The organism is Streptomyces sp. NPDC031132, assembly GCF_055570595.1.
The window spans coordinates 90,502-106,753 of record NZ_JBVIGX010000015.1 but is presented as its reverse complement, the minus strand read 5'-3'; the positions used below and the strand labels follow the sequence as shown (position 1 = coordinate 106,753).

Below are 16,252 nucleotides of genomic sequence, written 5' to 3'. Positions count from 1 at the left end.
GCGCCCCGCCCCTTCCCGTGTCACCGCAGGAAGGGCCGGTCGCGGTCCGCGACGGTGTGCAGCGGGGCCGCGGCGCGCAGGACGACGTCGAGGACGCGCTGCGGATCGCACGTGTACATGCCGCTGGCCCAGGCGGCGTTGGCCTCGATCACGGACCAGCGGCCGTCCGCGACGCCGACGTCGACGACGATCGCGGACGGGAGGGTGGCGAACGGCAGCCGCTCGGCGAAGGCCACCGCCTCGGGAGCCGCCGGGCCGAGGCTCAGGCGGCCGTCCTCGGCGTAGCGGCTCGCGGTGTGCACGGCGCCGTCGAGGAGGTACGTCCGGTACTCGGCCGTGAAGCGCGCGACATCGCTGACCAGCACCTCGGTCTCCGGGTCCACGGCGTCCGGGCCGGGGAGGCGGGAGCCGTCGGCGTAGACCAGGGCCGGGATCGACTTGTCGTTCGGCGACTTCACGAAGACGGGCCGGCGCAGAGCGTAGGCCTCGCGGATCGGGACCAGGCGGACCTCCCGCCCGGTGAACTCCTGCGGCAGCCGCGCCAGCCAGTCGGCCGGAGCCTCCAGCAGCCCGATCCCGAGCCGCGGGGCCACGACATCGGCGAAGGCCGGACCGGCGTGCAGATGCCGTGCCCGCAGCCCGTCGGGCACGGCGAAGGTCTCCAGCCGTACGGTGTCCAGCCCGCGCGCGTGGGCGGCGTCCCGGAGCCGGGCGGCGGAGTCGGTGATACGGGGCGGCAGGATCAAGGTCACGGCCAGACCCTGCCAGTCGCCCTGCCGAACAGCACCCGGTTTTCGTCCGCCGGGCCCCGGGCCCCGGGCCCCCGGCCCCCGGCCAGCGGGCGGCACGTGGCAGGCGGCGTGCGGCTGGCATTCGGGTGGCCCCGGGACGAATCCGCGCCGACTTCGTGGCGACGCGCTCGCGAGGGCGGTCGGCGGGTGGCTAGCGTGGGGAACCATGACGCTCCAGAGCGACCATGCCGATGCGGCCGAGCCGACCGACACAGCCGGGGGAGCCGACGTGGCCGACGCGGCCAAGACAGCCGGCCGTGCCGGGCGGGCCGGCGTGGGCCGTGCGGCCGAGGGGGGCGGCGTGGGCCATGCGCCCGACGTGGGCGGGGTGGCCGATGCGGCCGGGGCGGCGGACCTGGCCGGCCCTGACGATGCGGTCGACGTGGCCGAGCGGGTTCGGAGCGTGGTGCGGGAGGCGGATCCTGATGCGGTGTGGGCCTTCGGGGGGCCGGCAGGGGCTCACGGCGGCACGGTGGGCGAGGGCGAAGCCCTCGACGTCGGCGGGCTGGTTCCCGTGCTCGCCCTGTGGCCCGTGATCGGCAGCCTCGTCGCCGAGCAGGAGCTGCGGCTGCACACCCCCCTCGCGGCGTACGGGGTCGAAGCCGAATCCGGCATCACCGCACACCACCTGCTCAGCCATTCCACGGGCCCCGCGGCGCACGCCGCCCTCACCCGTCTCGCCGAGCACCTCACCGGCGGCCCCCTCGCCGAGCTCGCCGCCACCCGCATCTGGCAGCCCCTCGGCATGACCGGCACCCTCTTCGCCGACGGCACCCTGCGCGCGCCCCTGGCCGACCTCGGCCGTTTCCTGGGCCACCTCGTCTCGCCGGCGGACCACCCGGTCACCCGCGCCTGGACCACCGAATCCCTCCGCATCCGTACGGGCGAGCTGACCCCCGCCCGCGGCCTCCTCTGGCACCCGGCCCCGCACGGCACCTGGTCGTACGGCGAAGCCCCGACGGTCTGGGTCTCCCTCCGCCACCACCGGTGGGCGGCCCTCCTCCCCACCCACCCCCCGGGCCCCCTCCGCCAGACCTTCCGCGACGCGGTGTTCGCGCCAACTCCCCATTCTTGAGGGCGCATTGACCTGGCAGGGGGAGTGGGGCGGAGTGCGGAGAACGCGACAGAAGGCCGCGACCGGCCCGGCCCGCAGTCCCCCTGGGACGAGATCGTGCCCGGCCTCCGGATGGGCGGGCACTACTGGACCGATCCCGCCGGGGAGTTTCGTCCCGTCGTGGTCGGCTCCGCGTTCGACCTGGTGATCAGCCTCCACGCGCTGTCCGGGCACGGCCCCGACCCGCAGGTGGAACACCTCGTCGCGCAGATGCCCGACGGCCCGCTGACCGCCGCGGAGCTGCGCGAGGTGCAGGGGCTCGCCCGTTCGTGTGGGGCGGCGCTCGAGAGTGGGCTCAGCATCCTCGTGCGCTGCCCTTCCGGGTACAACGGGTCGGGGCTCGTCGTTGCGCAGGTGCTCGTCGAACGGGGGCCGGCGGTCGGCGAGGCCGTGGCGCTCGTGCGGCGGCGGCGGTCGGTCCGGGCGCTGAGCAACGACTCCTTCACCTCGTACCTCTCCACCGGGCTCGACGTCGCCGCGCTGCTCGTGGGGCCGGACCCGGTCGGGTAGTGCTCGGGGCGCGGTCGCCGCGAGGCCGACGTACGGTGAGCTCGATGTCACCGACCGTTGGTTTCCGGCTGCGCGCGGAGGTACACGAATGCGCACGCTTCACGAGGCCGCCCTCGACGTGCTGCGCGTACGGCGTCGGCGCCCGCCGGAGGACCCCGCCGCCCGGAAAGGCCGCTCCGCGTGGCCTCCGGCGGCCCGATCCCGGGGAGGTGGTGCAGCCGTGACCGGTCCCCGTACGACCCAGCCGGCCGTTTCCCGCGGACAGCGGGCGCAGGCCGGGCGCGCCGGGTCCGTCCGCTTCGTCGCCGGGCGCGCCCTCCCGCTCTTCGTCCGCGGCTCGGGCGGCGCCCGCCCGGCCTTCTCCGCGGACACGCTGCGCGCCCTGCGGGCCCGCCACGGCGGGGCGCCCGTCCTCGTCCGCGGGCTGTCCGGGGCCGTACTCGTCCTGCTGGACCGGCAGGAACTGCGGCAGTTCTACGAAGCCGAAGCCCACGCCCACCCCCAAGCCCAAGCCCAAGCTTGCGCTGAAGCCGAAGCCGCCGCGCTGTCGCCCGGCGCCGGCGAGATCCGCCCCTGCGGAGCCGTCCGCGGCATCATCGCCGAGGAGGCCCGGCACCTGACCGCCGCCGCCACCCTCGACCTGGCCCGAGCCCGGCACACCGTGGCCCGCGTCGCCCGGCGCATCGTCCTCGGCGACGCCGCGGCCGCGGGGGACGAGCAACTCACCGGACTCCTCGGCCGGCTGCGCCGACGCGGCCGGGAGCGCGCCGGGGCGGCCGACGGGCACGCCCGGCTCGGCCGGGCCGGCGCGTACGCCGACCGGGAGGAGCGGGCCCTGCGGGCCATGGACTGCATCCCCGCCACCCTCCTGCGCACCCTGCTCCTGCTCGCCGCCCATCCCGCGGAGCACGACGCGGCGGCCGCCGAAGCCGCCGGACCAGCGGCCCCGGGGGAGCTGCCCCGGCTGCGCGCCTGCGTACGGGAGTGCCTGCGCCTGTACCCGGCGGTGCCCGACCTGATCCGGGTCACCCGCACCGAGACCGAGTGGCGGGGCGTGCGCCACCCGGCCGGCACCTCCGTCCTGCTGCCCGCCCACTTCCACCAGCGCGACCCGGAACACGTGCCCGCCGCGCACGTCTTCGTACCGGGCCGCTGGAAGACCCCCGGCGCGGACGAGGACATCCGGATGGCCCCGTTCGGCCACGGCCCGGGCCGCTGCCCGGGCGACGGGCTGGGCCTGCTGATCACCACCGCGCTGTGCGCGGAGGTCCTGCGCCGGCGCCGCATCACGGGCACCCGGCCGGTGCTCGACCCGCCCGGACCGCTGCCCGTGGCGCTGGACCCGCGCGGCATCCGGCTCACCCTCACCCGCCGCTGACGCCACCCCGCCCACCGACATCCCGCGAGGATTCCATGTCCGACGCCGCGACCTCCGCGCCCACCGACCCGGACGCCGAGCTGCTCGACGCCCTGTGCCGCGAGCTCGCCGAGGCCGCCGACGCCGTCGGCGAAGCCGCCCGGCATGCCTCCGAACTGGCCCTCGGCCCCCGTCTCCCGGCCGCCGCCCTGGGCCGCCGCCGGGCCCGTGCCCGTGCCCGCTCGCGGCTCGGCTGGCGCACCCTGCTGCGTACGCTCACCGATCCGGCGGGCCTCGGCTGGGCCCCGCGCGGCCGGGGTGTCGCGCGGGCCGGCTGGTTCGCCGGGATCCTCACCGGCCGCGAGAGCCTCGCCGTCAGCCTCGCCGTCTGCGGTCTCAAGGCGCGGATCCGGGTGACGAGCGCGGGCCGCCCCGATCTGCTGGACGACCCCGACTGCGCGGCGATCCTGCGCGCCGTGGACGAGGACCGGCAGGCGGCGGCCGTCCGCGTGTTCCGCCGGCTCGTGCGGGACCGGGGCGCGGAGCGGGCGTTCGCGCTGCTGTCGCCGTCCTTCGCCGACCTGTTCGCCTGGAACGCCCTGACCGACGTGAACCCCTTCAACGACCACGCCGGCTGGCAGGTGGCGACCGGCCGCGCCGTGCCCGCCGAACCGCTGCTCGGACTCGGTGCCGCCGTACGGGCGTTCCTCGACCGGGACCGCGACCGGGACCGAGACCGCGACCGAGACCGCGGTCAGGGCCGACGCCCCGCCCCCGGCCCGGCCGGTCCGCACCAAGGCTGCGTCCACACCATCGGCCTCATCGGAACCGGCGGCATCCTCCTCGTCCAGCCCTGGCGCAACCGGTGAGCCCCGCCACCCGCCTGCGGTCCGGGCCGCCGGATCCGGCCGACGGCCTGCGCAGCCACTCCGCCGCCCTGCGCGGCCACGCGCTCCGGCTGCGCGCGGCAGCCGAAGCACTGGACTGGCAGGGCCCGCAGGGCGACGCGTTCCGCGCCGAGGTCGCCGCCCTGGCCGATCGCTGCGCCACCGCCGCGAACGGCCTCGCCGTGGCCGCCGCGCAGCTACAGGACGAGTGACAGCAGCAGGACGAAGCCCAGGCCGACCACCGAGATGATGGTCTCCATCACCGACCAGGTCTTGATCGTCTGGCCGACGGTCATCCCGAAGTACTCCTTGACCAGCCAGAACCCGGCGTCGTTGACGTGGCTGAAGAACAGCGAGCCCGACCCGATCGCCAGCACCAGCAGTGCCGTCTGGGTGGTCGACATGCCCGCGGCCAGCGGAGCCACCAGCCCCGCCGCCGAGATCGTGGCGACCGTCGCCGAGCCCGTGGCCAGGCGGATGGCCACCGCGATCAGCCAGGCCAGCAGCAGGGCCGGTATCGACCACTCCTTCGACAGCTCCAGGATCATCCGGCCGACGCCCGCGTCGATCAGCGTCTGCTTGAAGCCCCCGCCCGCGCCCACGATGAGCAGGATGCCCGCGATCGGCGCCAGCGACTTCTCCACCGTCGTCGAAAGCCGATCCTTCGTGAACCCGGCCGCCCGGCCGAGGGTGAACATGCCCACCAGCACCGCCGCGAGCAGCGCGATCAGCGGAGACCCTGCGACGTCCGTGACCCGCTGCAGTCCGTTCTCGGGATCGTCGACAACGATGTCCACCAGCGCCTTGATCAGCATCAGCGCCACCGGCAGCAGCACGGTGAACACCGTCGCGCCGAACCGGGGGCGGTGCTCGAGCTCCGCCGACGGCCGCTGCGGGATCATGTGCTCGGGCGCCGGGATGTCCACCCAGCGGGCCGCGTACTTCGAGAACAGCGGCCCGGCGATGATCACCGTCGGGATCGCCACCAGCACGCCGAGGGCGAGCGTGACCCCGAGGTTCGCGTGCAGCGCGTCGACGGCGACGAGCGGGCCGGGGTGCGGCGGGATCAGCCCGTGCATCACGGACAGGCCGGCCAGCGCCGGGATGCCGATCCGCATCAGCGAGTAGTTGCCGCGCTTGGCCACCAGCAGCACCACCGGGATCAGCAGCACGATGCCGACCTCGAAGAAGAGCGGCAGCCCGATCACCGAGGCGATCAGGACCATGGCCCACGGCATCGCCCGGCCCTTGGCCTTGGCGAGGATGGTGTCGACGATCTCGTCCGCGCCGCCCGAGTCCGCGAGCAGCCTGCCCAGGATCGCGCCGAGCGCGATCAGTACGCCGACCCCCGCGACCGTGGCGCCGAGTCCGGCGGTGAAGCTGGCGATGGTCTTGTCCAGCGGGGCGCCCGCGAACACCCCGAGGGCGAGCGAGCCGATCGTCAACGCCAGGAAGGCGTGCAGTTTGAGGCGGGTGATCAGCAGGACGATGACGGCGATTCCCGCGAGCACGGCCACGCCCAACTGGGCGTTGCCGGCCGAGGTGATCGGGGCGGGCGCGGCCGCCGCGAGTATCTCGACGCTGAGACCTGTCACGGTGGGGTTCCTCAGTTTTCTCGGGAGGGAGCGTCGGGCGGGCACGTGCCGGGCAGCGAGGACAGCGCGGCCAGGGCCCGTTCGGTGATCTCCTCGGGTGATCCGGACACTTCGACGACGACGCCGACTTCGTCCTGCTGGAGCGGCTCCAGCGTGGCGAACTGCGAATCGAGCAGTGCAGCCGGCATGAAATGGCCCGTGCGGGCAGCCATCCGCTGCTCGATCAGCGAGCGTTCTCCGGCGAGGTGCACGAACACCGCGTCGGGCGCGGCGCTGCGCAGCCGGTCGCGGTACGCGCGCTTGAGCGCCGACGAGGCCAGCACCGCGCCCCGCCCCGCGGGCCGGGCGCGGATCCACTCGCCGATGGCGTCCAGCCAGGGCCACCGGTCGGCGTCGTCCAGCGGAATCCCGGCGGACATCTTGGCGACGTTGGCCGCCGGGTGGAAGGCGTCGCCCTCCACGTACGGGAGGCCGAGCGCGTCCGCGAGCATCCTGCCCACGGTCGTCTTGCCCGTGCCGGCCACGCCCATCACCACCAGCACGCGCTGGGTGCCGCTCACGTCGTACCTCGCTGTCTTCGTCGACATCGGTTCGTGCGCCCTCACTGAAGCCCATTAAGTAGTACTTATTCAAGAGTCTCGCGGTAAACGTCACATCTTTGGTGCACCGAGGCGTGACCGTACGCTTACGCCATGACCACTGAAGGCCAGGGACTCCACTCCCACGTGCTGGACACCCTCGGCCTGGCGATCACGGCGGGCGAGCACCCGCCCGGCAGCGTCCTGCGCACCGACGAGATCGCCGAACGCTTCGACGCCTCGCGCACCGTGGTCCGCGAGGTCGTCCGCGTGCTGGAGTCCATGCAACTGGTCGAGTCCCGCCGCCGGGTCGGCGTCACCGTGCGCCCGGCCGAGGAGTGGAACGTCTACGACCCGCGCGTCATCCGCTGGCGGCTCGCCGGCACGGACCGTCCCCGCCAGCTGCGCTCCCTGACCGTGCTGCGCTCCGCGATCGAGCCGGTCGCGGCCGGGCTCGCCGCCTCCCGGGCCACCCCCGACCAGTGCGCCGCGCTCACGGAGGCCGCCCTCGGCATGGTCCGCACCTCGCGCGGCCACCAGCTCGACGGCTACCTGCACCACGACGTCGCTTTCCACCGGATCGTGCTGAACGCCTCCGGCAACGAGATGTTCGCCCGGCTCGGCGATGTCGTCGCCGAGGTCCTGACCGGCCGTACGCAGCACGCGGTGATGTTCCACGACCCCGACCCGGCCGCCGTCACCCTGCACGTCCAGGTCGCCGAAGCCGTACGGGAGGGCGACGCGGCCCGCGCGGAGGCACTGACCCGGCAGATCGCGGTGGGCGCCCTGGAGGAACTCGACGTCCTCGCCCCGGCGCCCACCTCTCCCTGACGACACCTCCTAAGGCGCCTTCTCGAAGCCCGCGAAGTAGGCGGCGGCCATGTCCTGTTCGGCGTGGCCGGCGGCCGCCGCGCGGTGGAGGCGGGCCGCGGCGGCCCGGGCCAGGTCGACGGCCACGCCCGCCCGGTCCGCCGCCTCCGCGATCAGACCGGTGTCCTTCTCGGCGCCGTGCACCGTGAAGCTCGGGGCGAACTCCCGTTCCAGGACGGCCTTCATCTTCGCCTGGAGGTACGGGTTGTCCATCGGGCCGCCGGTCACCGCCTGCGCGAAGAGGCCCGGCTCCACCCCCAGCCCCTCCGCCAGCGCGAGGGCCTCGCCGACCGCCGCCGTCACGGTGATCGCGTACCCGACCGTCGTCAGCTTCAGGCGGGTCGCCGCTCCCACCTCCTCCCCGGCGCGGAGCGTCTTGGCGCCCACCGCGGCGAACACCGGCTCGAGCCGCGGATCGGCCGGTCCGGAGGCCAGTACCACCAGCGTCCCGGCCTCCGCGGGCTGCCGGGTCCCCTGCACCGGGGCGTCCACGAACACCAGGCCGTGCTCCCGGGCGAAGCCGGCCAGCTCCTCGAGCGCGACCACGCCGACCGTGCTCATCTGCGCCCACACCTGCCCGGCGCGCAGCCCCGGCACGGCTGCGGCCATCGCCTGCGCCACCGCCGCGCCGTCCGTCAGCACGGTCAGCACCACGCCGGCCCCGGCGACCGCCTCGGCCGGGCTGTCCGCGACGACTGCCCCTTCGGCGGCCAGCGGCTCGGCCTTCTCCCGGGTCCGGTTCCACACCCGCAGCCCGAGCCCGGCCCGCAGCAGGTTCCGGGCCATCCCCGAGCCCATGATCCCGGTCCCCAGCAGTGCGACAGTCTCCACGGCGTCACTTCCCTTCCGGATGCGTCCAGTTGCCCGTCCAGTCTGGATGCCGTGCGCCACCGGTGGGTCACCCCACGCCCGGGGTCTCCCGGGCCCGGAGCGCGATCACCTCGCCCGGGGCCGTCCGCCCGCCGGGGCGGGCAGGGCGACGGGCATGACCAGCGTCGTGAAGCTGCCCTGGTCGGCGGAGCGGACCAGGACCGGCCGGGCGGGCGCCGAGGAGATCTCCAGCAGGACGTCCGGCCCGACGGCGGCCTCCAGCGCCGGCGACAGCACCGCCGGGTCGAAGCCGATCCGCACCGGCTCGGCCTCCTCGCGTACGGCGGCCAGCCGGGCGGCGCGGGCGCCGCTGTCCGGCCGGGACACGCGCAGCAGGTCGCGGCCCAGCTCCACGGCGACGGCCGGGACATCGGACCCGCACGTGTCCAGGGCGGCGATCAGCGCGGCCCGGTCCACGACCACCCGGTGGGCGGGACCGTCGAGGGCCGCCAGCATCTCCCGGTACGCGGGGAACGCGCCGTCGGCCGGGACCACCTCGCGGGAGCCGCCCGGATGCCGGACCGTCAGCGGGATCCGGGCCCCCTCGGGGCCGGCGGTCACCGTCACCTCGGCGGCCCGGGCCGCCCACGCCCCCAGCGCGACCAGGGCGTCCGCCTCGATCAGGAACCGGCCCGGCGGCCCGGTCAGGGCCGAGGGCCGCAGCGTACGCAGGGCGAAGCGGTGGCGGTCGGTGGCCACGAAGCGGACCTCGTCCTCCTCGAACTCCACCAGCACACAGCCCAGGACGGGATGTCCGGGATCCCGCCCGGCGGCCGGGGCCACCTGCCGGGCGGCGCTCGCCAACTCGGCTCCGCCGAGCGTGAACTCGGTGACCGCCGGCCCGCCGGGCAGCCCGCCCAGCACCGCCCCGATCGCCGCGTCGGCGGCCCGCCCGCGCTCCCGGACCGCAGCCCGGTGCCGCTCGAGTACCTCCCGGGCCCCCTCGGCCGGCCCGTCGAGCACGGCGACCACGTCGGCCAGCGCCAGCCCGGCGGCGCGCAGATCGCGCAGCAGCACGGCCCGGGGCTCCTGTGCGGCGGTGTAATGGCGGTAGCCGGTCGCCGGGTCCACGTGGGCGGGCAGCAGCACGCGGCAGTCGTCGTAGAAGCGCAGGGCGCTGGGCGCGAGTCCGACCCTTCGGGCGAACGCGCTGATGGTCATCAGATCGGGCGGGGTGTCGCCGGTGTCGTCCATGACGGCGATTGTCGACTTTCATCCCGCTTGAAGGTCAACTCACCGCCGGAGCCCCCTAGCCCTCGGCTGCCGCAGCCTTGCGCGGGGTCGTCTGCTGCACCGCCCAACCGTTGCCGTCGGGGTCGGAGAAGTAGACGAACGAGCCCCACGGCATGTCCTGGATCTCCGTCACCTCGATGCCGCGGCCGCGCAGGTCCTCGTACGCCGCCTCGATGTCGCCGACGACGACCTGCATGTTGTCCAGCGAGCCCGGGGCCATCCGGGTGAGCCCCTTGCCCAGGGCGATCGAGCAGGCCGACCCCGGCGGGGTCAGCTGCACGAAGCGGATGTCCTCGCTCACGGTGACGTCGTGATCGGCGTGGAAGCCGATCCGCTCGTAGAAGGCCTTGGCCCGGTCGACGTCGGTGACGGGCACGGCGACCAGTTCCAGCTTGATGTCCATCGGTGCTCCACGTGCTCCACGGTCGGTGGTCGGCAGCGGCCCGCCGCATGAGGGCCTCCCGGCATCATGCTCCCGCTGCCGGTACGGCGCCGCCCGGGGCGGCATCCGCCGCGGCGAACTGGGTCCGGTACAGCTCCTCGTAGCGCCCGCCCGCGGCCAGCAGCTCCGGGTGCGTCCCGCGCTCCACGATCCGGCCGTCCTCGACGACCAGGATCAGATCGGCCGCCTGTACGGTCGACAGGCGGTGCGCGATGACCACCGCGGTCCGGCCCGCCAGGGCCTCGCCCAGCGCCTCCTGCACCGCCGCCTCCGAGGTGGAGTCCAGGTGCGCCGTGGCCTCGTCCAGGATCACCACCCGCTGCCGGGCCAGCAGCAGCCGGGCGATGGTCAGCCGCTGCCGCTCACCTCCCGAGAGGCGGTAGCCGCGCTCGCCGACCACCGTGTCCAGGCCGTCCGGGAGCGAGGCGACGAGCCCGTCCAGCCGCGAGCGCCGCAGAGCCTCCCAGATCTCGTCCTCGCCCGCATCCGGCCGGGCCAGCAGCAGGTTGGACCGCACCGACTCGTGGAACAGGTGCCCGTCCTGGGTGACCATGCCGAGCGTCTCCCGGATGGAGTCGGCCTTGAGGTCCCGTACGTCGACCCCGCCCAGGCGGACGGCGCCCGCATCGGCGTCGTACAGCCGCGGCAGCAGCTGCGCGATGGTCGACTTGCCCGCGCCGGACGAGCCGACCAGGGCGATCATCTGCCCCGGCTCGGCGCGGAACGACACCTCGTGCAGGACCTGCGTACCGCCCCGGGCGTCGAGGACCGCGACCTCCTCCAACGAGGCGAGCGAGACCTTGTCGGGGGAGGGGTAGCCGAAGGAGACCCGGTCGAACTCCACGGCAACCGGCCCCTCCGGCACACGGCGGGCGTCCGGCTTCTGGGCGATCAGCGGCTTCAGGTCGAGGATTTCGAAGACCCGCTCGAAGCTCACCAGGGCGCTCATCACCTCGACGCGGGCCCCGGCGAGCGAGGTCAGCGGGGCGTACAGCCGGGTCAGGAGCAGGGCGAGGGCAACGACGTTCCCGGCATCCAGGGTCCCGCGCAGGGCGTAGTACCCGCCCAGCCCGTAGACGAGCGCGAGCGCCAGGGCCGAGACCAGGGTGAGCGCGGTGATGAACGCCGACTGGGCCATCGCCGTACGGATCCCGATGTCCCGTACGCGCGCCGCCCGCGCCGCGAACTCCGCGGACTCGTCGGCGGGGCGCCCGAACAGTTTGACGAGGGTGGCGCCCGGCGCGGAGAAACGCTCCGTCATCTGCGTGCCCATCGCCGCGTTCAGCGCCGACGCCTCCCGCTGCATGGCGGCCATCCGCGTACCCATCCGGCGCGCCGGCAGCACGAACACCGGCAGCAGCACGAGGGCGAGCAGGGTGATCTGCCAGGAGATGCTCAGCATCACGGCCAGCGTCAGCAGCAGGGTCACCGTGTTGGCGACCACCCCGGACAGGGTGTTGCTGAACGCCCGCTGGGCGCCGATCACGTCGTTGTTGAGCCGGCTGACCAGAGCCCCGGTCCGGGTCCGGGTGAAGAAGGCCACCGGCATCCGCTGCACGTGGTCGAAGACGGCCGTCCGCAGGTCCAGGATCAGCCCCTCCCCGAGCGTGGCCGACAACTTGCGGGTGAGCAGCCCGAGCCCCGCCTCCGCGACCGCGATCACCGCGATGAGCAGGGCGAGCCGGGTGACCGCACCGCTGTCCCGGCCGTCCACGATGGCGGTGACCACCCGGCTCGCGAGGACCGGGGTGGCCACCGCGAGCAGCGCGGTCACCACGCTGAGCAGCAGGAACAGGGTGAGCCCGCGGCGGTGCGGGCGGGCGAATACGGCGACGCGGCGCAGGCTCGCCCGGGAGAGCGGGCGCCGGTCCTGCTGGGCGTTCATCGCGCTGTGCAGCGATGTCCAGGCGGTGACTTCCATGTCCATGAGGGGAACGCTAGGACCTCAACCAAACTTGAGGTCAACCTTTTGGCCTGATCGGTACCGAACTCCCGCTCGTACGAGGGATGTTCACACTTCCTGCCCACTGTCGGCGGCGGGTGCCATCATCGGGGGATGACGCAGGGATCGACGCAGGAACCAGGGTCCGACCGCTCCGGCCGGGCCACCGCCGACACCGTCCTGCACCTCTTCGAGCAGCAGGCACGGGACGCACCGCAGGCATACGCCGTCATCGCCGGCGCGGACAGCCTCACCTACGGACAACTAGACGCCCGTGCCAACCAGTTGGCGCACCATCTGATAGCCGGCGGGCTGCCGCCCGGCGCCGTCGTGGCCCTCGGGACCGCCAGACGGCCCGAACTGGTCGTCGCCCTCCTCGCCGTCCTCAAGGCCGGCGGGGTCTACACGGTCATCGACGTCGAGGTCCCGCTCACCGGGCAGCGGCAGCTCTCCGCCGCCACGCCGTACGTCCTGCTCACCCACGCCGCGGACCACGCCCGGCTCGACGACGGCAACGGCCTGCGGGTGATCCGCCTCGACGCGGAGGCGTCCGCGATCACCGGGCGGCCCACCGAACCCCCCGAGCGGCCCGCGCCCGGCACGACGGCCGCAGCCGCCGTCCTGTTCACGGGAGCGACGGCGCCGCGTGCCGTGCCCGTCGGCCACGCCCGGCTGCTCGCCGCCCATGAGGGCTGGGCCGAGGTCATCCGGCCGGTCCCCGAGGACCGCCACCTGATCACCGCCGGACCGGACGTCACCGCCTTCGCCGCCGGCTGGACCCGGGCCCTGTGCTCGGGCGGCGCCCTCGTCGTGCCGGAGCGCGGGCCCTGGACGCCCGAGACGATCCGCCGGGCCGTCGACACCGAGCAGGTCAGTGTGGTGCACACCGACCCGGCCGGCGCCGCCCGGCTGCTCCTGCACGACGTGAGCGCCGCCGGATCCCGCTCCTCCGCCGGCGCGGCACGTCGGCGCCGCGACCCCGACCCGGCCCTGCGGTCGCTGCGGCTGGTCTCGGTCTCCGGGGACCGGCTCTTCCTCGACGAGCAGGCCGCCTTGCAGCGCACGCTCCGCCCCGGCGCCCGGCTGCTCAACGTCTACGGACCCACCGACACCGCGGGCGTCGGCGCCTGGTTCGAACTGCCGCAGCTGCCCCGCCCGTTGGACGACCCCGAGCAGATCGCCCTGATCGGCACCCCCTTCCCCGGCTGCCGCCTGGACCTCCGCGACGGGGAGATCCGGCTCACCCCGCCCGACGGCGGCGACGCGATCCCCACCGGCGACCGCGCGGAAATCCGCCCGGACGGGCTGCTGGAGTTCCGCGGCCGCATCCGGGACCAGGTCACCGTGGCCGGTGCGGTGCTCCACCCGCACGCCGTCGAATCCGTCATCCGGACCCACCCGGCCATCGGTTCAGCGCTCGTGGCCAAGGTCCTCGACAGCGGCGGTACGAGCCGGCTGGTCGCCTACGTGGCCCCGCCCGCCGACGGGCACTCCTGGCCCCCGGGCGCCGACCTGCCGGACAGCGGTGAGCTCCGTGCCCACCTCACCGGGAAGGTGCTCCCGACGCGGACCCCGAGCGCCGTGGTCCGGCTGCGCACCCTGCCCCGCAACCGCGCGGGCCAGGAGAACCGGGAGGCCCTGGCGAAGCCCGTGCTCCCGGCGAAGCCGGGCGAGGGGGGCTCCGGAAAGTACACCGCCGCCGGCAGCGGCAGCCTCACCGTGTTCGGAATCGTCGGTTTCGGCGTTCCGTTCCTGGCCGGCACCGGCATGGTCTTCTTCGTCCTCTCGAAGATCTTCTGGCCGGGCGCGACCGACCTGAGCGGCGTGCCCTACCCGTGGGCGTTGCTCTTCTTCGTGCTCTACCTGTTCGAGGGAGCCGCGTTCGCCACCGGGCTGATCTTCCTCTTCGCCGGCCGCAGGATGATGACGCTCCACGACCCGGGCGCGAGCCCCGGCGCCACCGCGGTCGCGCACCTGGCGGTGGTCTACCTGCTCATGGCCTGGTGGCCGCAGGACAACTTCTACCGGCTCGCGGCCAAGCAGGATTGGCCGGTCCAGGCCGCGCTCGTCTACGTCTTCAACATCCCGCTGATGATCGCGGCCGTCGTCATCGCCCTCTACGTCACCGTGAAACGGCCTTCGCCGTTCGACCTCGACGAGGCCGACGACACCCGCTAGGGCTCCACCACGACCCGCTGATCCTCGGCGAACGCCGCCCCCACCGCGAGCGCCTGCGCCCGTACCAGTGCTTCGGCCGCGTCCAGCACCTCACGGCTGTGCGCGGCCACGAACACGCCCAGCCAGGGTGCAGGGTCGAAGGCACCGGTCGGGATGGCAGGGAGGAAGACGGCCCCGAGCTCCGCGCAGCCCCGCTCCAGCGTCTCGCACAGCTCCTCCAGCGCGGCCCCGGGCAGCCTGGCCCCCAGCTCCACCCGGTCCACGATCCGTACGAGATGGCCCGCGCCCCGCAGTGCGTCGAGCCGGGCCGCCACCGTGAAGGCGACGGACGGCCCGGTGAGCCGCAGGTTCGTCTCCGTCGGCGCCAGCCGCCCCGCACCGTCGGCGACGAAGTCCACGTCGAACCAGCCCCGGTAGCCGGCGGACGCCAGCTCCCGGCCCACCGCCTCGCCGAAGGCGAGCAGCGGCTTCTCCGCCCACGCGGGCACCACCCCGGGGCCCACCGTGGCACCGCGGTAACCGGTGCCCGCCACGTCCATCACCGCGCCGCCGACCTCGTGCACCCGGCCCGTCCCGTCCACGAACCCGTCGTAGGTCAGGTCGCGCGGTGCGCCGGGCTCCGTCGGGCCGGCCACGTACTCCTCCACCAGCAGCGGCCCGCGCGGGAGGGCGCGCAGCACCGCGCGGGCGCCGCCCGCCGCCCGGACCCGGTCGGGCGTCACCACGGTGGTGCCCGAGCCGCCGACACCGTGCTCCGATTTGAGAACGGTGCTCTCGCCCGCCTCGGCCCGGGTGGTCAGCAGCCGCGCCGCCGCCCGCCGGTTGGCAGCCCGCCACTGGGCGGGGAGGACGATCCGGGGATGCCCGCCGCCCGCCAGGATCCGCGCGAACAGCCCGTGCGCCGCCGACTTCGACTCGTACCGCAGCTCGCGCGGCCGCCACGGCTGCCCGGTCAGCCGCGCGAACGCCTCCGTCCGGCCCCACGGTACGAGCGGCAGCCCGGCCGCGGTCAGCCGCCCGGCCAGCGCGGGGCGGGCCCGTACGGCATCCGACAGTCCGCAACCCCCGTCCACCAGGCCGTCGTACACCTCCACCTCCTCCCATTCCAGGACGCGGCAGACCCGTTCGATCCAGCCCCGCGGGGCCGCCCCGGGCAGCACCAGCGCCCGCGGCCACGGGCTGTAGAACGCGGCCAGGCAGGCGTAGTGGTGCGCCGCCCGCTGTTCGCGGTCCAGGGAGGCGTCGGCGAACTGGGCGTTGTACTCGGCGACATTGCCGAGCTGCACGGCCGGTCGGCCCCCGGTCCAGGCCCGTGCCCAGTCGGCGAGCGGCGCGGGCGCCGCCTCGAACCGCACCAGGCCGGCGGGCACGTCCTCGTCGCCCGGCCGGCCGGGCGACGGTGCAGTCAGCGCGCCCATCGCCCGGTAGAACCCCGCCGCATGCGGATCGGCGTCGATCAGCAGTCTGCGGAACCCCAGTTCGGCGGCCCGGCGCAGCGCATCCCGGTACAGCCGCCGTCCCACGCCCCGCCCGATGGCTTCCGGCTCCACGAACAGCAGCCCCAGCCTGGCCACCGGCGCCGTGCCCTCCAGGGAGGCGAGCCCCAGCACCCGCCCCCCGGACGCTTCTTCGGCCACCACGATCCGGCGGTCCGCCACCTCCCCGGCCCGGATCCGCAGTTCGTGCGCGAACGAGGCCAGGAACTCCGCGTCGTACCCCCAGTGCGCTTTGGAACGCAGGACCAGCGCGGTGAGCGCCTCCGCCTCACCGGCCCCCGCCGTTCTGAGCTTTACCATTCCCTGACCTCCCCATGGTCCGCCGCACGACCGTGCGATAGATTTCGGCCACCCTGACGGCAGGTGCGCGTCAGGTACGGCAGGACCTT

15 protein-coding genes are annotated in these 16,252 nt (G+C 74.7%); 7 read left to right on the top strand and 8 right to left on the bottom strand.

All coding sequences use genetic code 11. The features are described 5' to 3' along the window. Positions 1 to 20: 20 nt before the first annotated feature. Positions 21 to 752 (bottom strand): ATP-grasp domain-containing protein, encoded by a 732-nt coding sequence (locus tag ACZ49B_RS23155; RefSeq protein WP_468308920.1) that lies wholly within the window; start codon positions 750 to 752, stop codon positions 21 to 23. Positions 753 to 957: 205 nt separating this feature from the next. Here ACZ49B_RS23155 and ACZ49B_RS23150 point away from each other — a divergent pair, with 205 nt between their 5' ends. The 5 genes from ACZ49B_RS23150 (at position 958) to ACZ49B_RS23130 (ending at position 4,871) form a co-directional block, all read left to right on the top strand. After that, positions 958 to 1,866 carry a serine hydrolase domain-containing protein gene (locus ACZ49B_RS23150; protein WP_468308918.1) on the top strand — a complete coding sequence of 303 codons (909 nt, stop codon included), beginning with the start codon at positions 958 to 960 and terminating at the stop codon, positions 1,864 to 1,866. A 24-nt stretch (positions 1,867 to 1,890) separates the two neighbouring features. Continuing rightward, the gene (locus ACZ49B_RS23145) at positions 1,891 to 2,415 is read left to right on the top strand and encodes a protein-tyrosine phosphatase family protein (protein ID WP_468308916.1); all 525 of its coding nucleotides are present in this window, start codon (positions 1,891 to 1,893) and stop codon (positions 2,413 to 2,415) included. A 220-nt stretch (positions 2,416 to 2,635) separates the two neighbouring features. Further along, entirely contained in the window at positions 2,636 to 3,793 is a 1,158-nt protein-coding gene (locus ACZ49B_RS23140; protein WP_468308913.1) for a cytochrome P450, read from the top strand. A 35-nt stretch (positions 3,794 to 3,828) separates the two neighbouring features. Beyond that, positions 3,829 to 4,641 carry a hypothetical protein gene (locus ACZ49B_RS23135; protein ID WP_468308910.1) on the top strand — a complete coding sequence of 271 codons (813 nt, stop codon included), beginning with the start codon at positions 3,829 to 3,831 and terminating at the stop codon, positions 4,639 to 4,641. Continuing rightward, positions 4,638 to 4,871 carry a hypothetical protein gene (locus ACZ49B_RS23130; protein ID WP_468308908.1) on the top strand — a complete coding sequence of 78 codons (234 nt, stop codon included), beginning with the start codon at positions 4,638 to 4,640 and terminating at the stop codon, positions 4,869 to 4,871. Before ACZ49B_RS23135 ends, ACZ49B_RS23130 begins: the two co-directional genes overlap by 4 nt. Here ACZ49B_RS23130 and ACZ49B_RS23125 read toward each other — a convergent pair. Both ACZ49B_RS23125 and ACZ49B_RS23120 read right to left on the bottom strand, forming a co-directional pair. After that, a complete protein-coding gene (locus tag ACZ49B_RS23125; protein ID WP_468308905.1) occupies positions 4,857 to 6,254 on the bottom strand; it encodes a GntT/GntP/DsdX family permease in 1,398 nt (465 codons plus the stop codon). The genes ACZ49B_RS23130 and ACZ49B_RS23125 overlap by 15 nt on opposite strands. 11 nt (positions 6,255 to 6,265) lie before the next feature. Further along, positions 6,266 to 6,841 (bottom strand): gluconokinase, encoded by a 576-nt coding sequence (locus tag ACZ49B_RS23120; RefSeq protein ID WP_468308903.1) that lies wholly within the window; start codon positions 6,839 to 6,841, stop codon positions 6,266 to 6,268. A gap of 105 nt (positions 6,842 to 6,946) precedes the next feature. Between ACZ49B_RS23120 and ACZ49B_RS23115 the strand changes: the two genes are divergently transcribed. Beyond that, the gene (locus ACZ49B_RS23115; RefSeq protein ID WP_468308901.1) at positions 6,947 to 7,663 is read left to right on the top strand and encodes a FadR/GntR family transcriptional regulator; all 717 of its coding nucleotides are present in this window, start codon (positions 6,947 to 6,949) and stop codon (positions 7,661 to 7,663) included. Positions 7,664 to 7,672: 9 nt separating this feature from the next. On the opposite strand, the gene ACZ49B_RS23110 is transcribed toward ACZ49B_RS23115, so the two are convergent. The 4 genes from ACZ49B_RS23110 to ACZ49B_RS23095 form a co-directional block, all read right to left on the bottom strand. After that, positions 7,673 to 8,533, bottom strand: a complete 861-nt coding sequence (locus ACZ49B_RS23110; RefSeq protein WP_468308898.1) for an NAD(P)-dependent oxidoreductase — start codon at positions 8,531 to 8,533, stop codon at positions 7,673 to 7,675. A 105-nt stretch (positions 8,534 to 8,638) separates the two neighbouring features. After that, a complete protein-coding gene (locus tag ACZ49B_RS23105) occupies positions 8,639 to 9,766 on the bottom strand; it encodes a DNA polymerase III subunit beta family protein (protein WP_468308895.1) in 1,128 nt (375 codons plus the stop codon). Positions 9,767 to 9,821: 55 nt separating this feature from the next. Further along, positions 9,822 to 10,208, bottom strand: a complete 387-nt coding sequence (locus tag ACZ49B_RS23100; RefSeq protein ID WP_468308892.1) for a VOC family protein — start codon at positions 10,206 to 10,208, stop codon at positions 9,822 to 9,824. A gap of 64 nt (positions 10,209 to 10,272) precedes the next feature. Further along, positions 10,273 to 12,174 carry an ABC transporter ATP-binding protein gene (locus ACZ49B_RS23095; RefSeq protein WP_468308890.1) on the bottom strand — a complete coding sequence of 634 codons (1,902 nt, stop codon included), beginning with the start codon at positions 12,172 to 12,174 and terminating at the stop codon, positions 10,273 to 10,275. 129 nt (positions 12,175 to 12,303) lie between these two features. Here ACZ49B_RS23095 and ACZ49B_RS23090 point away from each other — a divergent pair, with 129 nt between their 5' ends. Beyond that, positions 12,304 to 14,367 (top strand): AMP-binding protein, encoded by a 2,064-nt coding sequence (locus tag ACZ49B_RS23090; protein WP_468308887.1) that lies wholly within the window; start codon positions 12,304 to 12,306, stop codon positions 14,365 to 14,367. On the opposite strand, the gene ACZ49B_RS23085 is transcribed toward ACZ49B_RS23090, so the two are convergent. Beyond that, a complete protein-coding gene (locus ACZ49B_RS23085; RefSeq protein WP_468308885.1) occupies positions 14,364 to 16,163 on the bottom strand; it encodes a GNAT family N-acetyltransferase in 1,800 nt (599 codons plus the stop codon). The genes ACZ49B_RS23090 and ACZ49B_RS23085 overlap by 4 nt on opposite strands. Between the last annotated feature and the right edge of the window lie 89 nt (positions 16,164 to 16,252).

What these genes read in the sequence shown, in the direction of transcription:
- ACZ49B_RS23115 (WP_468308901.1), top strand. Translation starts at nt 6,947, where the DNA reads ATGACCACTGAAGGCCAGGGACTCCACTCCCACGTGCTGGACACCCTC.
- ACZ49B_RS23085 (WP_468308885.1), bottom strand. Translation starts at nt 16,163, where the DNA reads ATGGTAAAGCTCAGAACGGCGGGGGCCGGTGAGGCGGAGGCGCTCACC.
- ACZ49B_RS23150 (WP_468308918.1), top strand. Translation starts at nt 958, where the DNA reads ATGACGCTCCAGAGCGACCATGCCGATGCGGCCGAGCCGACCGACACA.
- ACZ49B_RS23100 (WP_468308892.1), bottom strand. Translation starts at nt 10,208, where the DNA reads ATGGACATCAAGCTGGAACTGGTCGCCGTGCCCGTCACCGACGTCGAC.
- ACZ49B_RS23135 (WP_468308910.1), top strand. Translation starts at nt 3,829, where the DNA reads ATGTCCGACGCCGCGACCTCCGCGCCCACCGACCCGGACGCCGAGCTG.
- ACZ49B_RS23095 (WP_468308890.1), bottom strand. Translation starts at nt 12,174, where the DNA reads ATGGACATGGAAGTCACCGCCTGGACATCGCTGCACAGCGCGATGAAC.
- ACZ49B_RS23105 (WP_468308895.1), bottom strand. Translation starts at nt 9,766, where the DNA reads ATGGACGACACCGGCGACACCCCGCCCGATCTGATGACCATCAGCGCG.
- ACZ49B_RS23120 (WP_468308903.1), bottom strand. Translation starts at nt 6,841, where the DNA reads ATGTCGACGAAGACAGCGAGGTACGACGTGAGCGGCACCCAGCGCGTG.
- ACZ49B_RS23090 (WP_468308887.1), top strand. Translation starts at nt 12,304, where the DNA reads ATGACGCAGGGATCGACGCAGGAACCAGGGTCCGACCGCTCCGGCCGG.